Consider the following 20,951-nt stretch of genomic DNA (forward strand, 5'->3'; position numbering starts at 1 on the left):
ATGATATTTATGGGATCTTTCTTACATTATAATTTAACATTCATTTCTTTCAACAATCCCTTCGGATCACCTTTTACATAATAAAAATGCGGATTATTTTCATCATCATAAAGCATAATATAAGGTTTTTGATTAAGTGGTAGAAGAATTAGTACTTCATCAATTGTTGTATGTAACCATTGATTTGTAATAGAAACTGGTTTAGATAATGGGATTTTTATCATGTGACCATCTTTTGGAACGACATTTAAGTTTTTGAACGGGCTAGTAATGGATTTAGCATATTGAACAGCTTCTTTTTGAATAGCTGGATCTAAAGATTGTTTTTGAACGACCATTTCTTTTTGACAATCAAACACTTCAATTTGTTGATTACTATTTGCAAGCGCATTTGTTGATAATAAGAAACAAAGAAGAGTAATTACCCCGATTTTTTTAATCATAATACAACACCTCGTCTTTACTATACCCTTAAAAGGTTCAAATATTTTTCTGTCACATTTATGTAACAAAGAAGTTGTATAATACAATTGGTTTTTGTTTAAAAGCAATGGAGGATCATGTATGAGAGTATTAATAGCAGATGATGAACAAGATATGTTAAGGATTTTAAAGGCTTATTTCGAGAAAGAAGGCTTCGAAGTTTTATTAGCGAAAGATGGAGAGGAAGCACTTCAAATATTTTATGATGAAAAAATTGATTTAGCTATTTTAGACTGGATGATGCCGAAACATAGTGGTATTACTGTTTGTCAGGAAATAAAAAAGAACTCAAGCGTTAAAGTATTAATGCTTACAGCGAAAAGTGAAAGCGAAGATGAATTAGCGGCGCTTCAAAGTGGTGCAGATGAGTACGTAAAAAAACCATTTCATCCAGGTGTACTTATTACTCGGGCGAAAAAGCTAATACAACATGATGATGTCATTCAAGTTCAAGATTTGAAAATAGATTTCACTAAAAATAAAGTTTATAAAAATGACAAAGAGTTAGATATTACAAAAACAGAGCTAGAATTAATAAAGTGTTTTTTAAATCATAAAGGCATGATTTTAACTCGTAAAAAATTGTTAGATATCGTATGGGGATTTGACTATTTTGGTGAAGAGCGAACTGTTGATACACATGTAAGAAGATTACGTAAAAAAGTAGGAGGAAATATTATAAAGACGCACCGCGGGCTAGGATATAGTTTGGAGGAACAAAGTGAATAAACTTGGAAAAAAGCTATTTCTCAGTATTTCTTTAACTGTGGTTCTTATTTTTACGATATCTTTATTATTAATTAACTATCTTTTACCGAAATATAATATTTACAAAACGCGAGAAAGTTTAGAAGGTATAACAGCACAAATACAATCCATACCGAGCAATCAACTGGATGAAGCAATTACTAGCATTGAAAATGAGGGGAATGTTACGATTACGTATACATCGATAAACGATTCAGAAGATCATATTAATGAAGAGTTACGTATGCAACTTACAAAGAAAAGAGTTGCCCTTAATAAACTTTGGATTACAAAAGAAGAAATAATGAAAGTAAAGAACTTCGGGCATTCGAATAAAATATATGATCAAGAGAAGATGAAATCTAGTTTTTTTGTGAAATATATTGCGAAAGACAATTTGCTGATTTTAGTAGGAGTTTCTATCGCACATTCAAATGAAGTGATAAAAACTTTAAACTCATTTTATTTGTACATATTAGGTGTTACGATTTTTCTTATTGTCGTACTTGTATGGATACTTTCAAAAACAATTACGAGACCATTGAAAGAATTAAGTGATGTTGCAGAAGATATTTCAAATTTGAAATTTGAACGAGCGAAAGTGAAAACAAATGATGAAATTGGAGACTTAGCTAATAGTATTAATATCATGAGTGATAAACTACATGAAGCGCATCAAAATTTAACAGATCGAAATGAACATTTAAAACGATTTATGGGTGATGTGACGCATGAATTAAAAACTCCGATCGCATTAGTGAAAGCATATTCTATGGGAATAAAAGATGGTTTAGATGATGGTACATACATAGATACTATTATTAAACAAACTGATCAAATTTCGAACTTAATTGAAGAGTTATTACGATTTTCTAAACTAGAAAGAGATGTTTTACAAAAAGAAGAATTCTCTATTAAATCACTAGTCCAAAGTATATTAGATAAGCATAAGATTGAGTTAGAGTCGAAAGAAATAGATTTGCATGTGAACTATAATGTTGGTGATGCGGTTGTTTATGCAGATGTAAATAAAATGAGAATGGTGTTTCAAAATTTAATATCTAATGCGATAAAATATACAGCAAATCAAAATATAAAAATTACTTTAGAAGAACGAAATGAAAGTGCATATTTTCAAATTCAAAATGGTATGAATGCGGAACAGATGAAAGATATCGATAAAATTTGGGAACCTTTTTACGTCTTAGAATCTTCTCGCAGTAAAGACCATTCAGGTACAGGATTAGGCTTAGCGATAGTGAAAAGTATTTTAGAGAGACATGGTTTTGACTATGGAGTATCTACTATAGAGGGAGAAATACGATTTTATATTAATATGAAGAATGTTTAATTTAATACTATTAGGAGCATCGTCTATTATTAGGCGATGTTTTTTATTGATTATAAGAGAGTGGTAAATCAGGATATATAATCTTGAACGCTCGTTGGAAGAGTGTTCTATAAATTTCTCAAGTTTTTGTATAAATTATAAACTGAATTTTCAGTAATTTTATTGTATAGTAAAAGGAGACATATATGGGGAGGAAAGAGTATGGGGAAAAAGAAAATAGCAATTACATTATCAACAATTTTATCTTTATCAGTTACATCGGGAGTTTCTAGTATGACTGCGTATGCAGACAATAAAGAAACAAACTACATAAATGAGAATGATGTGAAGTTAAATGGGAAAGTTTCAGAAGGGGTACAATCAAATACGAAGATCGAATTAGAAAATGGGATGACAAAACCAATTTACTCGCTTGATGAAGCAATTATCGAAAATCTATTTGTAGAGACGGAAGTTGATAGTGATCGAGATGGAAAAAAGGATCGTGTATCAGTAAAAGTTATGCGTCCAAAAACTGATTCGAATGTGAAAGTTCCCGTTATTTATGAAATGAGTCCATATCGAGCTGGCTTAAAAGATGTTCCTGTATATAATGTAGATGAAGAATTGTATGCGTATGAAGGGAAACCGTATGGAGCTGTTAATCTTGGTTCATACGGAAATTATTATGTGCCGAGAGGTTATGCAGTTATTTTAGGCGAAAGTATTGGAACTGGAAAATCAGATGGATGTCCGACTACTGGAGATGAACAAGAAGTACTAGGAACGAAATCTGTTATTGATTGGGTGAATGGACGTGCGAAAGCATACACAGAAAATGGTGAGGAAGTTAAGGCTGATTGGTCTACAGGAAATGTAGGGATGACTGGCGCTTCTTATAATGGTACGTTACCGAATGCTGTTGCGACGACTGGTGTTGAAGGATTAAAAACAATTATTCCAATCGCAGCGATTAGTAGTTGGTATGATTATTATCGTGCAAACGGTGCAGTCATCGCGCCAGGTGGATACCAAGGAGAAGATACAGACAATATGGCTGAAGCAGTACTAACAAGGGAAAATCCTGAAGTTTGCGGACAAGTAATAAAAGAGCTAACAGCTGGACAGGACCGAAAAACTGGTAATTATAATGATTTTTGGGATAAACGTAATTATGTAAAAGATGCTAAAAACGTTAAAGCAAGCGTATTTGTGGTGCATGGTTTAAATGATTGGAATGTTAAGACGAAGCAGTTCGCGCAATGGTGGGATGCGCTTGGAGAAAATGATGTTCCTCGTAAAATGTGGTTACATCAAGGTGGACATGGTGGAACATCAACGAATGACTGGCAAAGAACACAAAATAAATGGCTCGATTATTGGTTGTATGGAATTGAAAATGGAATTATGAATGAACCAATGGTTGATGTGCAACGTGAAAATAAAACTTGGGAAAAATTAAAAAACTGGCCGGATCCATCAGCTGTGCTGTCAAAAGTTCGTATGTATTTAAGTAACAAAGCAGTTAATTTACCATTAAGTATGGGCTCTGTAAATAAAGTTTTCTCATTCGTAGATGATGCAAAAATGAAATCAAACCAATTAGTAGCAAACCCAGAATTAGAAGTAGCTAATCGATTAGTGTATACAATGCCTGTACTGCAAAAAGATACGCGTATAAGCGGTACACCAAAGATTTCAATTACAGGAAATATTGATCGCCCTGTATCAAATTTAACTGCTTTACTTGTTGATTATGGAGGAACGAAGCCGGAAATCGTAACGAGAGGCTGGATGGATCCACAAAACTTAACGAGTATAGAAAATTCAACAGCGATTCAACCAGGTAAAGATTATACATTTACATGGGACATGCAGCCAGATGATTATGTGTTTAAAGCGGGGCATCAAATAGGAGTTGTTTTACTCGCTAGTGACTATGATTATACGATTAGACCGAAAGCTGGCACGAAGCTTACAGTGAAATTAAGTGAAGTGACATTGCCAATTGTGAAATAAATAGTTATGGATAAGGAGCTTACTGTATAGTAAGCTCTTTACCTTTTGAAATGGGGAGTTTAATGTGAATCTTTATTGGTAGATACAAAAATGCTTACAATAAATAAAAAAATGGCATTTATCATCAATAGGCCACTAAAGGTAAGCCCAGCAAAACCTCCAGCAAATCCATCTCCTACTTTTTCACCAATTACGTGCAAAGCGGCGAAGAAAACAATGGGGGAAGAAAGAATGAAAATACCACTGGCTATTTTCCATATTTGTTCATATTTCTTTGCTATAAAGAAAATCAGTATATTAAAAGAAATAAGAAGAAAAACAAATCCAATTAATGAATTCATCATATCCTCCTTTCAGTAGAAGTGAAAAATCTGAATTTTCATTTTCTATATTTTCATTTCGAAGGGAATATTATACAATATGATTATATTCTATGGAAAGCGAGTGATATATTATGACAGTCAGCTCTTTCGAATTTTCATTAAAAATAAAGGTACAGGAAGATTAATTGAAAGAAAATCTTCCGTACGTAAAAAACGGAGGAGTAAATAAATGTTTAGTTTTTATAGTACACTTTGCACGGAACTTTATGATTTCACTAAGCCTGTCGGTTATTCTTTAAATGGTGATATTGAGTATTACCAAGAACGTTTAAAAAATTGTAGAGGAAGAATTCTCGAAGCGGCAGTAGGATCAGGGCGCGTCATCATCCCACTTCTTGAAGCTGGTTTTACAGTAGATGGGATAGATTATTCACCTGAAATGCTAGATTCTTGCCGTATACGATGTAAAGAGAGAGGATTACATCCTAATTTATATGAAGGAAGCGTACAACAATTTTCACTGCCACATAAATATGAGGCAATTATCATTCCTACTGGATCTTTTTGTTTAATTGAAAATCGTACAGATTCTATAAACGCATTGAAATGTTTTTATGAACAACTTGAACGAGGTGGTCGGTTAATCGTAGATATTATGCTTCCACATGACTGGAAGACTGGTGAGATTCATACATCGACTTTTTCTTTGCCGAGCGGTGACGGAATTACATTAGAAAATAAATCAATTGAAATAGATTGGATGAACCAAGTTACTCTATCATATTTAAAATATGAAAAATGGAGTAAAGGGCAGTTAGTACAAACAGAACTGCAACGCTTCGCGCTGCGCTGGTATGGAATAGAAGAGTTTAAACTTCTGTTAGAAAGTATAGGTTTTTCTAATATTACTTGCTCTGCTGACTATGTTTATGAAAAAGAACCGTCAAATGCAAATCAAATGTTTACTTTTGAAGCTATGCGAAACGAAAAATAAAGAACTATTTATGAAAATAAGGCAATCGATATAGTATCGATTGCCTTATTTCAATTGTATATTACTTACATGTTATTACGTTTTCATTGTCCAAGCATTCTTCTACTAAATACATATACTATTTATATTAAAGGCAGTCATTTATTTAAATAGAACTGTTATTTTTCTATAAATGATATTTTAGAGAAGTAGGGGGATAAATTTGGAGAACAAAGCACAAGATAGAATTGAAAATCAAGTGTATTCAAATCGGGTATTAAGATCAGAATTTGATGCGAATTGGGAAACCTGTATATCAAAAAGTGGGTATGTAATTTATGTAGCAACAAGTAACAATGCTGAAGTAATAGTACTTCTTGCAGATGGTTCAAGTAAATTATTAATTTTTGAAAAAGGCGGTAAAGTAGTAGTAGGCGGTGGTGGAACAAGTCATTACAGTAAGCCTCATATTGCAAGAAATATTTAAGGTAGAACATGTATTTGAGAAGAAGCTGGAAAACGGTTAGTCATTCATGTTTAGAGCATGTAGAACTAACCGTTTTTTATTTGTTTATATCATTTTAGAAGTACTTGATTTATTACAAATATATCGGGATGATCAGGAAATTGTATGGATAAGAATTCGAAATATAATGTAAGTTTGGATGAAACATATAAGCAATTTAAAAAAGCACTTCCTATTTCGGGAAATGCTTTTTCTATGTTATAGTATAATAGTGTTTTAAAACGATGTTATTTTAATACATTTTAAATTTTGTTGTGTATTATTTTTATATTAAATTAGTTGTTTAATTATTTTTTTATATAAGGAGTAATAATTAGAGAAATGAAAAATATAGACTTTATACTAGAAAGTGATGAGGCATTAAAACCGTCTGAAAGATTAGTACTACTATTATTAGAAAAGCATAGAATGTTATATACGAACGATCTATTAGCATTATCTAATTTATCATATAAAACATTAACAGATTCATTAACGGCGCTTGTTTTAAAATCATATGTGTTAAAGGAAACAGGTAAGGGAAGAAGACAGAATTGTTATAGATTGGTATGATAAGACTGCTGATTTTAGAGAATTTATACTGATATTTTTCAAACGGAAGGCGAAAACCTATTTTTATTTTCAAATGAAAAATACGCCGAGATGCGCGCTTAATTATTTGGGATTCATTTTAGTTAATGATAATTCTATCAATATTAAAAATAGAAAAATAAAATAAACTGCATAAAAAAGAAATAAAAAAACAATCCGTTTTAAAAATGGATTGTTTTTTATTGGAATAATATTATTTGATATGTTGAAAGTATGAATGATTATTCTACTTCGCTTGTATACTTTTCAGGTAATAATTCCATCACATTACATTTTACAAGTTCACCATTATAAGAAAGTATAACGTTCGTATTTTTTCCGTAATCACTTATTAATTCTCGACACATACCGCAGGGAGCAACAACCCAACATTTTTGTATATCTTCATGAGGGTGTGGGTGAGCAACTGCTACAATGGTATCAAATTCATGATCGCTTTCTGAAATAGATTTTCCAATCGCCATAGCTTCACCACACACTGTTATTCTTCCAACGTTCGCTTCAACATGCACTGCTGCATAAATATTACCTGTTGTAGTTCTTACTGCTGAACCGATATGATGACGGCCATATCTATAGTTTTTTTCGATTACTTTTTCAGCAGCTGTAATTAAATCATAGTCTTCACTATTTAAAGGCATTACTTGTAACATAGTTTCTCCTCCGTATTAAACATGATTATTTTTATTTTAACAGAAAATTTTAATATTTTAAAACAAAAGATAGAAATTAGAACGATAATATTATTATGTAAACTGTTGTATGAAAAGGAAAATATAATAATCAATAGAACATATAGAAGAGTATGCTTACATATTTGAAAGATGGGAGATTATTATGGGAATTTTACAATCAATAGTACAAGTTGTTATAAGTGGTAATAAGGAAGAAGTGGTAGAGTTTATAAAGACGAATCCAAGTGCTGTTAACGAATTTAGTGACGATGGCTGGACTCTACTTCATTTAGCGGCTTATTTTGGACAAAAAGAGTTAGCGAGTTTTCTTTTAGAAAGTGGAGCAGATATACATAGTAGAGCAAAAAACAAAAGTGAAAATACACCTTTGCAAGCTGCCATTGCGAATAAGCAAAGTGAGTTTGTTGCTTTCTTAATTGAAAAAGGATCAGATGTAAATGTTAAACAAAGTGGAGGTTGGACAGGGTTACATGAAGCAGCATTATTAGGAAGTGAAGAAATAGTTATGTTACTCCTTGAAAATGGAGCTAGTAAGATGATTAAGAAAAATGATGGAAAAACAGCGTATGATATTGCATTAGAAAAAGGATACGAGCACCTTTTACAACATTTAAAACAGGAAGTGAATGTATGATAAATAAGTGGAGTGTAGGCATATTTTTATTTAATGAGGTAGAGGTTTTAGACTTCGCAGGGCCATTTGAAGTTTTTTCTGTAACCGAAGCGTATGAAGAAAAACCATTTACTGTGTATACAGTTAGCCAAAATGGAGAAATGATTACAGCAAGAAACGGATTAAAGGTACAGCCGGATTATAGTATTGAAGATTTACCACCAGTTGATATTTTAATCATTCCAGGTGGTAAAGGTGTTAGGGAAAGTGAAATGAAAAATGATATTATAATAAATTGGGTTCGTCAGCAAATGAAAGAAGTAAAGCTAATGACTTCAGTTTGTACTGGAGCGCTATTACTTGCGAAAGCTGGTTTACTGGAAAATTTAAAAGCAACAACGCATTGGGCTAGTATTCAAACTTTCAAAAAAGATTTTCCGAATGTAGAAGTAATGGAGAATGTGAAATTTGTAGATGAAGGACACATTATTACATCGGCAGGTATTTCAGCTGGTATTAACATGTCATTTCATATTGTGAAAAATTTGTTAGGTGTGGAGATTGCTGCGGAAACAGCCAAAAGTATGGAATATGATATTGATTTGTAAAATAAAAAAGCCCAATTTGGGCTTTTTTATTTAGCAAAGTTTCTTAACAGGTGATCTATGCTCAAAAATTTAGTTCAGAAACAGTAATTTTAGTTTTAGCGAATATACGACAATTTATCTTTTTTCTCCTTATAAGCATGTTATTACAAGGAGAAATTTCGTATGTAAAAAAACTCTTCTACAATAGTAGAAAAAGAATAACAGAAACTACTATTTTATGGCAGCATACATAAAAAAATTCAATGTAAATATGGAAATGTCGTCGAATGCTATCTTTAATTGGTTAATTTGTGAGATATTTTTGTGAAGGAGCTTATTTTATAAGAATAGAATTAAAGTTAGTAAGAGATTATGCCGATGGTAGTGAAAATATATGTGTTAGGGGGATTTCATAATGAGGAAACTCAAGCGAATAAATGTTCCTAATATACAAGAACAACTATCACAGTCTAATGAGAATCGAGCAATTAATAAGAAAAAACTAAGGCGATTTATATTCATGTTTATATTTATTGCGGCGGGTACTTTGTACGTTCAATTTATTTTAACGAAACAACAAGAAATAATCTTGGAAAAAAAAGATACAATAACGAATCAACAAAAACAATTGGTTTCTTTAAAGAAAAATCAGGCTTCTTTAAAGACTAACATAGAAAATTTAACAGATGATGAGGAAGAAATTTTGAAGTTTGCGAGAAAAGAATATCAGTTTTCTAAGTCAAATGAAACTATATTTGTGTTGCCGAAGTAGTGTAGTAGAACAGTTAGTGATAGCTAACTGTTTTTTCATGTATGAATGGCATGGTACAAGAAACAATCACATATTGTAAAAATGAAGAGTTTGAGCTGTTTTCATAATGGAATATATACCGAAATAAATGTTGTTAAAATTCTGTCAATTGTATTATAATACAAGGTAAGCGGATACATTTTTTAATCAAGGTTGAGTTTATCACTCATACGACTATTAAGAAAACCGTTATCCCGTATTAGAAAGGAAGATAGCTGTGTACGCTTCAAATACAATTTATGTCGTAGGAGATGCGAAAGCACCTCAAAATAATCCCATTACTGAAAAGTTTAAAAGTTATTTTGTAGCGTTTGTACTTGTTAAGGAGACTGGGGAAATTGTAGATGCAGATTGCTCAGCGACAATTGAATTAACATCACAATTTGTTAAATATTTGTTTCTACATAAAAATATTAACGATCCATTATTAGTAACAGAAATAAAAAAAAGATACTTCGGCTCGTCTCAAAAAGCACTACTTGTAGCATTAAAAGATGCACAGAAAAAATATAATCAAATCGCTGCTTTGTCTACCTATTCCTAGACAAAATCCAGCCATAAGAATCTTCTTATGGCTGGATTTTTTTATTTCACATTTATGGGCAGTAACTTTCTTACATGAAAAGTAAGTGATTAATTGCCCGTAAAAACCTAATTTATTTTTGTGGATTAAGGTTCCACTTTGTCAGACCATGAAAGGATGAACAATATGAAAATCACTGATGTAAAAGTAAATCGTAGACGTGTTAATCTTCACACACCGTTTAAAACAGCGCTTCGTACCGTAACTGAAATAGAAAGTATAGATGTATATATTCATACTGATGAAGGAATTGTTGGCAAGGGGGCTGCAGCTGCAACACCCGTTATTACAGGTGATTTCGCTAACGGGATTGAAGAGGCAATTTTAGGGCCGATGCGGTCCTGTTTAATTGGTCAAGATATCATTCAATTTCAGAGGTTACTACAGCACATTCAAATGAGTTGTATTGGGAATCCAAGTGCGAAAGCGGCGGTAGATATCGCTTTATATGATGTGTATTGTCAATATCAAAACGTTCCACTTTACGCATTATTAGGCGGGAAGAAAGAAATTCATACAGATATTACTGTTAGTGTAGATGAGCCTATCATTATGGCGAAAGAGGCAAAGAAACATGTAGAAAAAGGATTTCAAACTTTAAAAATTAAAGTGGGGAAAGCTGCTCCTTTAGACTTAGAACGTATTGAAGCGATTCGAAATAGCGTACCCAAAAATACGACGTTACGATTAGACGCAAATCAAGGGTGGACTCCAAAAGAAGCAGTTTCTATCATTAAAGAAATGGAAAACCGCAATTTAAATATTGAATTTATTGAACAGCCTGTTCATGCGAAAGATTGGAATGGATTAAAGTACGTCAAAGATCATGTACAAACGCCCATTATGGCAGATGAAAGCATATTTTCAGCGAGTGATGCATTGAAAATCGTTCAAGGAGGATATGCAGACTTAATTAATATTAAATTAATGAAATGTGGTGGTATACGTGAAGCGTGGCGTATTGCCGATATCGCAGAAACAGCTGGTGTAAAATGTATGGTCGGAAGTATGATGGAATCTTCACTTTCTGTTAGTGCTGTAGCCCATTTAGCAGCTGCCCATCCTAATATTCATTACTTCGATCTCGATGCACCACTTTGGTTAATGGAAAAACTAGAAGGAATGACTTATTCTGGATCAAAGGTAAACCTTCAATCGACAGTGAATAGTAAATATTAGGAGAAAAGACTAGTAAACTATCTTTTAAGGGGGATATGTATGAAAAAAGTAGGAACTGCATTTTTAACAACTTTATTTATATTTTCATCGTTTACATTAGCAAATGCTGAAGAGAAGAAAGAGAGTAAAGCGTTTATCGATGTATCTGCCGCAACACTTTGGACCACGCCTAATTCATTACGGCCAATTGATGCACCGAGTGCCACAAATCCAGTTGATTTGTGGAAGTGGACGAAATCAATGACGCTTGATGAGAAACTTTGGTTAACAAATGCAAATAAATTAGAAACACAAGCGCTATTAGGTCAAGAAGTAACAGTTGTGGATAAAAAAGGGGACTGGGTCAAAGTGTTAGTCCATGGTCAGCCAACACCTCGAAATGAAGAGGGCTACCCAGGATGGATGCCTGAAAAACAGTTAACATATAATCAAGAATTTGCAGATAAAACAAATGAACCTTTCGTATTAGTAACGAAACCGACAGCCATTATATATATAAATCCTTCTGAAAAACATAAATCACTTGAAGTGAGCTATAATACGCGACTGCCGCTACTTAGTGAAGATACGATTTCATATCGCGTGTTGTTACCAAACGGACAGAAAGCTTGGCTACGAAAAAATGATGGAACGGTTTACCGTTCTCAAAATGATATTCCAACTCCGGCGGCCGATGATTTAATAAACACAGGGAAAATGTTTTTAGGATTACCGTATATATGGGCTGGTACAAGTGGTTTCGGATTTGATTGCTCTGGATTTACACATACGATTTATAAATCACACGGTATTACAATTCCGCGAGATTCCGGTCCGCAATCGAGAAATGGAGTTGCAATCGATAAAGAGCATTTACAAAAAGGAGATTTAATCTTCTTTGCACATGATCAGGGGAAAGGCAGTGTTCATCATGTGGGGATGTATATTGGTGATGGAAATATGATTCACTCGCCAAGAGCTGAAAGATCGGTAGAGATTATACCGCTAAATACACCAGGATATATAGAAGAATACGCTGGTGCTCGTCGTTACTTACCTTAAAAAATAGAGGGGGGTTTCAAATGAAAAAAGTTGTTCGCTACTCATTAGTTAGTACTTTATTAGTTTCTTCATTCTTAGTTGGCTGCGCAAAAGAAAAAACAACGACAAAGCCAAAAGATGAGAAGAAAGTATTACAGTTACTAGAAACGGGTGAAATTCCGTCGTTACATTCAGGGAAAGTAACAGATGCGGTATCGTTTAACGTATTGAATAATGTAATGGAAGGACTATTCCGCTTATCGAAAAATGATGAAGTGATTGAGGCTGGAGCACAAAAATATGAAGTGAGTAAGGACGGGAAAACATATACATTCCACTTGCGTGATGCGAAATGGTCTAACGGAGATCCAGTAACAGCACAAGATTACGTATACGCTTGGAAGCAGCTTATTAATCCAGATACTGCTTCTCAATATGCATACATTGCGTACGATGTAAAAAATGCGGAGAAAATAAATAAGAAACAAGTAGGGTTAGAGGAATTAGGAGTAAAAGCGAAGGATGATAAAACGTTCGTTGTAGAGTTAGAACATCCAGTACCGTATTTTACGAAACTACTTATTTTACCGTCCTTCTATCCAATTAACGAAAAATATGCAAAAGAACAAGGTGATAAATACGGATTAGAAGCAAATAAAGCGGTATATAATGGGCCGTTTACATTATCGGAGTGGAAGCATGAAGCGAGTTTTACAATGAAGAAAAACGATAAGTATTGGGATAAAAAAGAAGTGAAGCTAGATGAAATAAACTATCAAATTGTAAAAGAAATTTCAACTGCGGTAAATTTATATGAAACAGATAAAGTTGATAGAGCAGTCATTTCAACAGAATTTGTAGATAAATATAAAAATAATAAAGAGCTTAAACAATATACAGATCCGGTTATGTACTTCTTCCGATTCAATGAAAATGTACCGATTCTAAAAAATAAAAATGCAAGGCTTGCGCTAAGTACAGTGTTTGATAAGAAAGGACTTGCGACTTCATTTTTAAATGATGGTTCGGTTGCTGCAAACTATTACGTACCAAAAGGATTTTTAAAAGGTCCAGATAAAAAAGACTTTAGAAGTACGGCAGGTGAGTTTAATAAGACTGATGTAAAACAGGCGAAAGAATATTGGGAAAAGGCGAAGCAAGAAACAGGTACAAATGAAGTAACGCTTGAGTTATTAAACTATGACTTAGAAAACTTCAAAAAAGTAGGAGAATACATTAAAGAGCAGCTAGAGAAAAATTTACCAGGCTTAAAGGTAAATGTAAAATTACAACCACATACGCAAAAACTAGCATTAGAGAAGAAAAAAGAATATGAAATGTCACTTTCACGCTGGTTACCGGATTATCCAGATCCAATGACTTACTTAGAAGTATTCCTTTCTGGAAGTAGTGTGAACAATACAGAATATGCAAACCCAGAATATGATGCGTTAATTAAGAAGATTAAAACAGAATTAGGTAATGATGAAAAAGCTCGTTGGAAAGCAATGCAAGATGCTGAAAAAATGTTACTTGATGACGCAGTAATTGCACCAGTATTCCAGCGAGGATTATCGTACTTACAAAAGCCATATGTGAAAGATTTATATGTACATCAATTCGGTCCAGCTACAAGTTTAAAATGGGCAGATGTACAAAAATAAAGGTATGGGGAAACAGACTACACATGTGTGATAGTCTGTTTTTTTATAACTTCTGTTAAGTAACAAGAATGAGGCTTATGGAATGAAAAGAGACAGTGCAATAAATATTGATTACATACACTTAAATATTTTTGGATTTTCTTGAATTACCTCTTGAACCTCTAGTTACTTGAGGTTTTATAATGAACTTATACTTTTATTGGGGGGATTTTGATGGAAAAGGATAAAAAGTTTTCTATAGGGGAATTTTCAGGAAAAACGGGGATACCAATTCCTACTTTGCATTACTACGATGAAATCGGGTTGTTACGACCAGAAAAGAATCCTTTTTCAGGGCACCGCATTTATAAGTATCAAGATATTATAACTGTACAAAAAATTCTAAGTCTAAAATTTCTAGGCTATAATCTAGATAAAATCGCTAATTTGTTACATGAATCAAGCTTTAATGTTGAACTGAATGACAGTTTGTCTCTCCATTTACAAGTTTTAGAGAGAGAAAAAGAACAAATTGAGCTTTCAATGCAAGCAATTAAAAGAATAATTAAGTTGGTCAAGGAGGAAGGAGAAGTAGATAGTAAAGTATTGTTTAGTCTTATTTACGGTATGAATACAGAACATACGCATAAAGAATGGATGGAGCGTCATAGATTACCGGATATTATGGAAGAATTATCAAAGAAATCAGAAGAAGATAAAATTAACTTAGATAAAACGTTTATTCAATTGTCTAAAAAAGTGAAACAATTATATGGTAAACCAGTAGAGGATTCGAAAGTACAAGAGATGATTAAGGAATATTTAGAAGCGTCTTTTTCGTTTCTCGGTGAAGATTTGATACAAAAGCTAGCTAATACTAGTGTGGAAGAACTGGATATTCAAGAGTTTGAAAATATGATACCTTCCCCCTTCACAGAAGATGAACAAAAATGGCTTAATCGAGCGATGGAATATTATACGGAGCAAGTAGAAATGGAATAGTAATAGATTTAATGATGTATACATTTTGTATATTGTAGGTGATTAACCTTCATTAAAAGAGATAATTGTTGAACTATTAAACTTTATTATTTTTAACCCTGTTCTAGTTTAAAACGGGGTTATGCGTATGTAGGATTATATAATTTTATTTCTTAATATTAATTTAAAGACTTTTTTATGTTTTTTTATCTTTGAAAAATAAAATTATTGCTAAAATTCCAGTGTGAAATTTATGTAGAATCTTGTATAATTAACGTGTTTCTATGGAAACATTTTCTTGTGCTATTTCTATGGGACTTAATAGGACAAGGAAAGAAATACATACATGTATATAATAGATAAATAGAATGGAACATGTATAGAGAAAAAGGAGAAAAAAATGACGTGTCAAAAACAAGGGTTACAATTTAATAGCGAGAGAAAGAGGAAGAGACGATGAAAATGAAGCATGCTTTTGGACCCATAATTTTAGCATGTGTACTTTTTTTCATTATCATACTCATCCCATCGAAAAGTTTAGTATCACTTATTAGTGATAAGAAGGTAGAAGATGCGGCGACTTCTTTACAAAAAGAAAAACTACAAAGCGTTTTCTTACAGCAAAAAATGTTAGAGAATTCGCAGTATTTACCGATGTATGGTTCATCTGAATTTTTACGAATGGATGCATATCATCCGTCTAATTACTTCAAAGTAAATCCCTCAGGGTTTACGCCATATTTAATCGGGATTGGCGGTACACAAAGTTTAGCTCATATATTAAATATGACGTCTACAATGGATGAGTTAGAAGGTAAAAAAGTAGTCTTTGTTTTATCACCACAATGGTTTACTAAAACTGGTGTATCACAAGGGGATTTCACGAACAATTTCTCCAAACAACAAGCATATCATTTTATTTTTAATGATGAAATAAATGTTGAAATGAAGAAGCAAATTGCGAAACGACTATTAGACTATAAAGTTGTTCAAAAAGATGATATATTAAAAAATTCATTAGAAGGTATTGTGTATAATGATACGAAACATAACATAAAAGCAGGTTTAGTCAAACCACTTGCTTATATGCATCGAAATATTTTAGATCATAGAGATTTATTTAACTCTTTATTTAGGATTGAACCGATGAAAGAAAAAACAAATGTGGGACTACGTTCGATTTCTTGGGTAGATGCACGTAAACATGCGGAGGAAGAAGGAAAAGCGGAATCTACTACAAACACATTCGGAATTGAAAATCCGTATTACTATAAACATAATTTAAAGAAAAAATTAAAAGGTTTAAAAAACTTTAGAGCAAATGAATCATATGAAGAATCACCTGAATATGATGACTTACAAATTGTTTTAAATATTTTTAAAGAGAAAAATGTAAAGCCACTCTTTATTTCTGTACCTGTAAACGGACCGTGGTATGATTACGCTGGTTTCCCTAAAGAGCGCCGTGAAGTGTATTATAAAAAAGTTCGGGAACAAGTTGAAAAAGCAGGATACCCAGTAGTTGATTTCTCTGGCCATGAATATGATAAGTATTTCTTAAAAGATACAATTCATTTAGGCTGGAAAGGCTGGATTTATTTTGATGAAGCAGTGCAAAACTTTTATACTGAGAAATAAGTGTGGAGAAAAAGGAACGGCTATAAGCTGTTCCTTTTTTAGTATAGAGGATTTTGATGTGGGCAATTCGGAAAGGCATGTATATCTTGGATTTGTCTAAAATCATAATGCTTCATTGCGAACTGCGCTTGATAAAGGTATTCATACACATATAATTGACCATCATGTGCTGAACATAATACACCAGAAGTTCCTTGCCCGTTTATGAAGGAAATACCGATAGGGCGTCCAATTAAGTATTGTATTTTTTGTTGCCAATGCATAGGGGAATCACTCCTTTTTGGATACTATACGAAATGGACGAGTGAATTGTTGCTTATCCACATAATTATGGAGGCTTTTTATATAATTCCTAGAAGATATTAATATGAATGAATTACAAGTGCGAGAAAGGAATGCATAATGAAGAAAAAAATTTTTAGAAGAAAAGTTAAATATAATAGAATGGTGTCAAACGTTGAAGGAAGTACCTGATGATATATGGTTTCAATCATTTAAAAATAGTTCGTGGGGAATGGCAGATGTGATTTCACATTTTATTATTTGGGATGATTTTGTAATGAAGTATCGAATGCCTTATTTTGTTAGTACTCAATCAGTACCCCATTTTCCAACAGATGTAGAGGAAATGAATAAGAGTGCAATTATATATGCAAGATCAGGTATTCCAAGAGAAAAGCTTATCAATCAGTTTATCTATACTCGTAAACAATTAGTAGACGAAATTGAGCGGATTCCTGCTGATAATTTTTATAATGACTTTCAAATTGGTACTAAAAAAGTCATGCTGAATCATTATTTTTCATCACTCATTCAGCATGACTTAAAGCACAAAGAAGAAATAATCCAATTTTTAATACATAATAAAGTCTAATATAAAAACCGCTATACATTCATTACGAATTTTAGCGGTTTTTATATTATCTTAAGCAAGATTTTTACGTTTTTTTGTCCATTTTTTAAGGATGAAGTATAGTAGGATAAGTATGACGCCGCCAATTGCGAAAGACTTCACATATGGTCCCGCAATATCGTTTATATTCTCCCAATTTTGACCTAGTTTTTCACCTAAATAAATGAAAATGATAGACCAAGGAATGATTGCAAGTGCTGTTAATGTAGTGAAGCGTAGTAATGGCATTTTTGTAATACCAGCAGGAATTGAAATCGCATGACGTACTACTGGAATAAAGCGTGCAGTGAAAATTACACCAGTCCCGTACCGATTAAACCAATCTTCAGCTGCATCTATATGTTTTTTATGAATGAAAATATATTTTCCGTAACGTTCTAATAAAGGGCGTCCACCGTATCGTCCAAGCCAATAAATAAAGATTTGGGCAATAACACCGCCAATTGTACCAAATATAACTGCGCCTACAAATGAGATACTACCATTGAATACTAAATAACCTGCATAAGCAAGGACGATCTCGCTCGGAATAATCTCAATCATAAGTCCAAGCATAATGCCCCAATAACCTAACCCTTCGAAAAATGTTAATACTGAGTGAATAAAACTACTTACCATTGTTGCACCTTCTAGTTTATGTATTTTTGAATAGGTGAACCTAATACTTAATAACATAAAAGATTCACTATGTGTAGATTATACCTTATTTGTATAGGGGATTGCTATTTCAATTCTTTTATGTCTTGCATTAGTAGTTTAGTAAAGGATATAAGCCCAGTTTTCATGAAGAGATAATAAATATTCTCTTATCACTTAGACAGGTAATTCACTTTCAAATAACGAATTATAATGTTAATAAAATTTTTGTAGAAAATTAACATTATGAAGGTGAAAATATGAAAAAGGAATTATTAGAAAAGGCCTCATATCTACATAAAGCAGAATTAGAACAATTACATAAAGCTATATTAGTTTCCGACAAAGCTCATGAAGGACAATTTCGCGTTTCAGGTGAGCCGTATATTACTCATCCATTTGCAGTTACAGAAATTTTGTTAGGTTGTAAGGCAGATATTATAACTTTAGTTGCAGCATTATTACATGATGTGGTGGAGGATACAGATTATACAATTGAGTATATACGTGATATATTCGGTAAAAAAGTGGCTGATATTGTAGAAGGATTAACTAAAATTGATAAAAAACAAATCCGTAATAAAGAAGAGTATGAAGCAACAAATTTAAAGAAATTATTGTTAGCTACGCAAGGAGATATAAGAGTAGCTATTATAAAAGTGATAGATCGTCTACATAACATGAGAACTTTACAGGTGAAAGCTGTAAAGAAACAAGTTCCTTATGCAAATGAAACACTCAAAATTTTCGCTCCGATATGTAAAAGACTAGGGCTATCACATATTCAACACGAGTTAGAAGATTTAGGTTTTTATTATCTTAACCATTCTAAATATAAGGGAATGAAAATTCTTTTACAAAATTATGTTAAGTTATTAGAGGGTTTATCTCAAAATATCATGCAAGATATAAATAATTTTTTAAATCCATCTTTAATATTTGAAGTTAACTATGAAGTAAGCCCTATTTATACAGCTTATTCTCGTCTCCAAGATATTCAAGACATTACAGCAGTGTCCAAAATAGTTATCACGGCCTCAAATAATTTAGACTGTTATAAAATATTGGGAGTTATACATCAACTATACCAACCAATTCCATATCAATTTGAAGATAATATAGCAGTTGAAAGTGATGTATTAAACAGATACTTAAAGACTAAAGTGGTGATCAATAACCATGAAATAGTGATATGTATTGAAACAAAAATAAATCAGGAGATACGAGATAAAGGAGTATTTCATGTACTTACAAAAAGTATGACTGATAAGGATATGCAAAATATAATTCATAAATTGATGGATCATTTTATTAAGACAAATGATCTAGTAACTCAAGATGTGATTGAATTTTATGATTTAGTATCATATGAACTATTCCAAGATAACATTGTAGCATTTACTCCTAAGTTAGATTCCGTGAACTTACCGCAAGGTTCTACTGTAATTGATTTTGCTTTCGCATTAAATCCTGAGATTGCTAAATATATGTCAGGTGCTAAAGTTAATGGTATAAATAAACCGATAACAACGAATGTTTCACATCTAGATATTGTTGAACTTGTGGTAACTGAAAACATAAGTAATGTAAGACAGGATTGGTTAAATTTCGCTAATAGTTCAAAAGCTCAATTCGAAATTTATAAAGAGTTACAAAGATGAATGGATTAAATTTATTGAGAAAACCTGTTCGAAATTTAATAGAATGAAATAATCATTTTTGAATTAATAATAGGCGCTGATAATTTTTCAAAATTAATACCTAGAAAAACAAGCATCTACCTGTTCTAAATATATAACAGGTAGATGCTTGTTTTCGTTATAAAAAAATAGAAGCATTTCTGCTCCTATTTTTTACGGCTTCACATCTAAGTTCTGTAAAAATAACGTTGCAGTTACGTAACGTTTCGCTAACATTTGTACATATGCAGTATGTACAGAAAGTGTGGCGATAATAATTGCGTTACGAATCGCTTCACGTTGCTCGTTATTAATTTGATCGAACTTGCTTGCGATTTTATCTGCTTTTTCTTTTACGATGTTTTCAATTGTATGAACTGTATCTGTTGCATTTAGTTGTAAGCAGTTCCCTTGATTGAGTTCTTCAAATAGAGAAGAGTATGCTCCATATAAATGAACAGGATTGATTAAGTCATCACTTCGATCAGCTGGGTCATTTACGATAAGGCGTAATAGCTTACGAATAGATTCAAAATCAAGTGCTGTTTTTAAATCTTCTACAATGAATAGTAAGGCTGCTTGTTCAATTGAATATTTTTTCCCTTTTTGTGGAGAGCCAATCATTTCTTTTATATCTCGTTTCACCCAGTTTTGCATAGCTGTTACTGAGAAACTTGTATTTTCAATCTGATTTCCAAGCGCAACTATTTCATTTAATGAAAAACCAACGTCTGTATCGTCAATTTTAATTAGTTTTTCAAAAATAGGTGAAAGTGCGGTAGTAATAAAAGCAGTAACGCTTTGTCCGCTTTCAATATCTTTTTTATGTGACTTCGCCCACGCTTCTTGTAAAATACCGAGAGGCTTTTTCGTATTCCATCCTCTTAGTGATAGAAGAAGGGTAGCCATTTCGTTTCGTGTGAGATGAAATGTTTCCATCTTTTCACCTCCATAAATAATAAAAGTTCTTATGAACCTATA

The 20,951-nt window shown here is 32.4% G+C and carries 23 protein-coding genes; 17 read left to right on the forward strand and 6 right to left on the reverse strand.

The window, feature by feature from the left end:
• Window positions 1-26: 26 nt before the first annotated feature.
• Entirely contained in the window at window positions 27-443 is a 417-nt protein-coding gene (locus tag ACTFOB_RS00495; protein WP_440023873.1) for a hypothetical protein, read from the reverse strand.
• A gap of 121 nt (window positions 444-564) precedes the next feature.
• Here ACTFOB_RS00495 and ACTFOB_RS00500 point away from each other — a divergent pair, with 121 nt between their 5' ends.
• The 3 genes from ACTFOB_RS00500 to ACTFOB_RS00510 all read left to right on the forward strand — a co-directional run bounded on the left by ACTFOB_RS00500 (window position 565) and on the right by ACTFOB_RS00510 (window position 4,579).
• Window positions 565-1,212 (forward strand): response regulator transcription factor, encoded by a 648-nt coding sequence (locus ACTFOB_RS00500; RefSeq protein WP_078417962.1) that lies wholly within the window; start codon window positions 565-567, stop codon window positions 1,210-1,212.
• Window positions 1,205-2,581: a sensor histidine kinase gene (locus ACTFOB_RS00505; RefSeq protein ID WP_151635257.1), complete on the forward strand. Its 1,377-nt coding sequence runs from the start codon at window positions 1,205-1,207 to the stop codon at window positions 2,579-2,581. The genes ACTFOB_RS00500 and ACTFOB_RS00505 overlap by 8 nt, the downstream gene beginning before the upstream one ends.
• 201 nt (window positions 2,582-2,782) lie before the next feature.
• Window positions 2,783-4,579, forward strand: coding sequence for a Xaa-Pro dipeptidyl-peptidase (locus ACTFOB_RS00510; protein WP_440023874.1), 1,797 nt, complete (start codon window positions 2,783-2,785; stop codon window positions 4,577-4,579).
• A gap of 59 nt (window positions 4,580-4,638) precedes the next feature.
• On the opposite strand, the gene ACTFOB_RS00515 is transcribed toward ACTFOB_RS00510, so the two are convergent.
• Window positions 4,639-4,923 carry a hypothetical protein gene (locus ACTFOB_RS00515; RefSeq protein ID WP_440023875.1) on the reverse strand — a complete coding sequence of 95 codons (285 nt, stop codon included), beginning with the start codon at window positions 4,921-4,923 and terminating at the stop codon, window positions 4,639-4,641.
• Between the two features lie 208 nt (window positions 4,924-5,131).
• On the opposite strand from ACTFOB_RS00515, the gene ACTFOB_RS00520 reads away from it, so the two are divergent.
• The 3 genes from ACTFOB_RS00520 to ACTFOB_RS00530 all read left to right on the forward strand — a co-directional run bounded on the left by ACTFOB_RS00520 (window position 5,132) and on the right by ACTFOB_RS00530 (window position 6,953).
• A complete protein-coding gene (locus tag ACTFOB_RS00520; protein ID WP_440023876.1) occupies window positions 5,132-5,896 on the forward strand; it encodes a class I SAM-dependent methyltransferase in 765 nt (254 codons plus the stop codon).
• A gap of 202 nt (window positions 5,897-6,098) precedes the next feature.
• Window positions 6,099-6,362, forward strand: coding sequence for a hypothetical protein (locus ACTFOB_RS00525; RefSeq protein WP_440023877.1), 264 nt, complete (start codon window positions 6,099-6,101; stop codon window positions 6,360-6,362).
• Between the two features lie 360 nt (window positions 6,363-6,722).
• Window positions 6,723-6,953 (forward strand): hypothetical protein, encoded by a 231-nt coding sequence (locus tag ACTFOB_RS00530; protein ID WP_000789031.1) that lies wholly within the window; start codon window positions 6,723-6,725, stop codon window positions 6,951-6,953.
• A 260-nt stretch (window positions 6,954-7,213) separates the two neighbouring features.
• On the opposite strand, the gene ACTFOB_RS00535 is transcribed toward ACTFOB_RS00530, so the two are convergent.
• Complete coding sequence (locus ACTFOB_RS00535) at window positions 7,214-7,645, reverse strand: cytidine deaminase (RefSeq protein ID WP_440023879.1); 432 nt, start codon at window positions 7,643-7,645, stop codon at window positions 7,214-7,216.
• 184 nt (window positions 7,646-7,829) lie between these two features.
• Here ACTFOB_RS00535 and ACTFOB_RS00540 point away from each other — a divergent pair, with 184 nt between their 5' ends.
• From ACTFOB_RS00540 to dltD, 9 genes are all read left to right on the forward strand, one after another.
• Entirely contained in the window at window positions 7,830-8,321 is a 492-nt protein-coding gene (locus tag ACTFOB_RS00540) for an ankyrin repeat domain-containing protein (protein WP_440023880.1), read from the forward strand.
• The gene (locus ACTFOB_RS00545; protein ID WP_440023881.1) at window positions 8,318-8,908 is read left to right on the forward strand and encodes a DJ-1/PfpI family protein; all 591 of its coding nucleotides are present in this window, start codon (window positions 8,318-8,320) and stop codon (window positions 8,906-8,908) included. Before ACTFOB_RS00540 ends, ACTFOB_RS00545 begins: the two co-directional genes overlap by 4 nt.
• Window positions 8,909-9,302: 394 nt before the next feature.
• Complete coding sequence (locus tag ACTFOB_RS00550; RefSeq protein ID WP_151635269.1) at window positions 9,303-9,659, forward strand: FtsB family cell division protein; 357 nt, start codon at window positions 9,303-9,305, stop codon at window positions 9,657-9,659.
• A 256-nt stretch (window positions 9,660-9,915) separates the two neighbouring features.
• Window positions 9,916-10,242, forward strand: coding sequence for a DUF3870 domain-containing protein (locus ACTFOB_RS00555; protein ID WP_151635271.1), 327 nt, complete (start codon window positions 9,916-9,918; stop codon window positions 10,240-10,242).
• Window positions 10,243-10,398: 156 nt separating this feature from the next.
• Window positions 10,399-11,460, forward strand: a complete 1,062-nt coding sequence (locus tag ACTFOB_RS00560; RefSeq protein ID WP_440023882.1) for a dipeptide epimerase — start codon at window positions 10,399-10,401, stop codon at window positions 11,458-11,460.
• Between the two features lie 39 nt (window positions 11,461-11,499).
• The gene (locus ACTFOB_RS00565) at window positions 11,500-12,501 is read left to right on the forward strand and encodes a C40 family peptidase (protein WP_440023884.1); all 1,002 of its coding nucleotides are present in this window, start codon (window positions 11,500-11,502) and stop codon (window positions 12,499-12,501) included.
• Window positions 12,502-12,521: 20 nt separating this feature from the next.
• Window positions 12,522-14,144: a peptide ABC transporter substrate-binding protein gene (locus ACTFOB_RS00570; RefSeq protein WP_440023886.1), complete on the forward strand. Its 1,623-nt coding sequence runs from the start codon at window positions 12,522-12,524 to the stop codon at window positions 14,142-14,144.
• 213 nt (window positions 14,145-14,357) lie between these two features.
• Window positions 14,358-15,125, forward strand: a complete 768-nt coding sequence (locus ACTFOB_RS00575) for a MerR family transcriptional regulator (RefSeq protein ID WP_440023887.1) — start codon at window positions 14,358-14,360, stop codon at window positions 15,123-15,125.
• A gap of 435 nt (window positions 15,126-15,560) precedes the next feature.
• Complete coding sequence (gene dltD, locus ACTFOB_RS00580; protein WP_440023889.1) at window positions 15,561-16,742, forward strand: D-alanyl-lipoteichoic acid biosynthesis protein DltD; 1,182 nt, start codon at window positions 15,561-15,563, stop codon at window positions 16,740-16,742.
• 38 nt (window positions 16,743-16,780) lie between these two features.
• Here the strand turns inward: dltD and ACTFOB_RS00585 are convergent, their stop codons facing one another.
• The gene (locus ACTFOB_RS00585) at window positions 16,781-17,005 is read right to left on the reverse strand and encodes a hypothetical protein (protein ID WP_000558703.1); all 225 of its coding nucleotides are present in this window, start codon (window positions 17,003-17,005) and stop codon (window positions 16,781-16,783) included.
• A gap of 194 nt (window positions 17,006-17,199) precedes the next feature.
• Here ACTFOB_RS00585 and ACTFOB_RS00590 point away from each other — a divergent pair, with 194 nt between their 5' ends.
• Window positions 17,200-17,616 carry a hypothetical protein gene (locus tag ACTFOB_RS00590; protein WP_440023890.1) on the forward strand — a complete coding sequence of 139 codons (417 nt, stop codon included), beginning with the start codon at window positions 17,200-17,202 and terminating at the stop codon, window positions 17,614-17,616.
• Between the two features lie 51 nt (window positions 17,617-17,667).
• Here ACTFOB_RS00590 and ACTFOB_RS00595 read toward each other — a convergent pair whose 3' ends face one another.
• Window positions 17,668-18,273: a DedA family protein gene (locus ACTFOB_RS00595; RefSeq protein ID WP_440023891.1), complete on the reverse strand. Its 606-nt coding sequence runs from the start codon at window positions 18,271-18,273 to the stop codon at window positions 17,668-17,670.
• 278 nt (window positions 18,274-18,551) lie between these two features.
• Between ACTFOB_RS00595 and ACTFOB_RS00600 the strand changes: the two genes are divergently transcribed.
• Window positions 18,552-19,952, forward strand: coding sequence for an HD domain-containing protein (locus tag ACTFOB_RS00600; RefSeq protein ID WP_440023892.1), 1,401 nt, complete (start codon window positions 18,552-18,554; stop codon window positions 19,950-19,952).
• 192 nt (window positions 19,953-20,144) lie between these two features.
• On the opposite strand, the gene ACTFOB_RS00605 is transcribed toward ACTFOB_RS00600, so the two are convergent.
• Window positions 20,145-20,909 carry a DUF1836 domain-containing protein gene (locus tag ACTFOB_RS00605; protein ID WP_000447227.1) on the reverse strand — a complete coding sequence of 255 codons (765 nt, stop codon included), beginning with the start codon at window positions 20,907-20,909 and terminating at the stop codon, window positions 20,145-20,147.
• Window positions 20,910-20,951: the final 42 nt, after the last annotated feature.

It is taken from the genome of Bacillus cereus group sp. MYBK79-1 (genome assembly GCF_051915365.1).
Lineage (GTDB): Bacteria > Bacillota > Bacilli > Bacillales > Bacillaceae_G > Bacillus_A.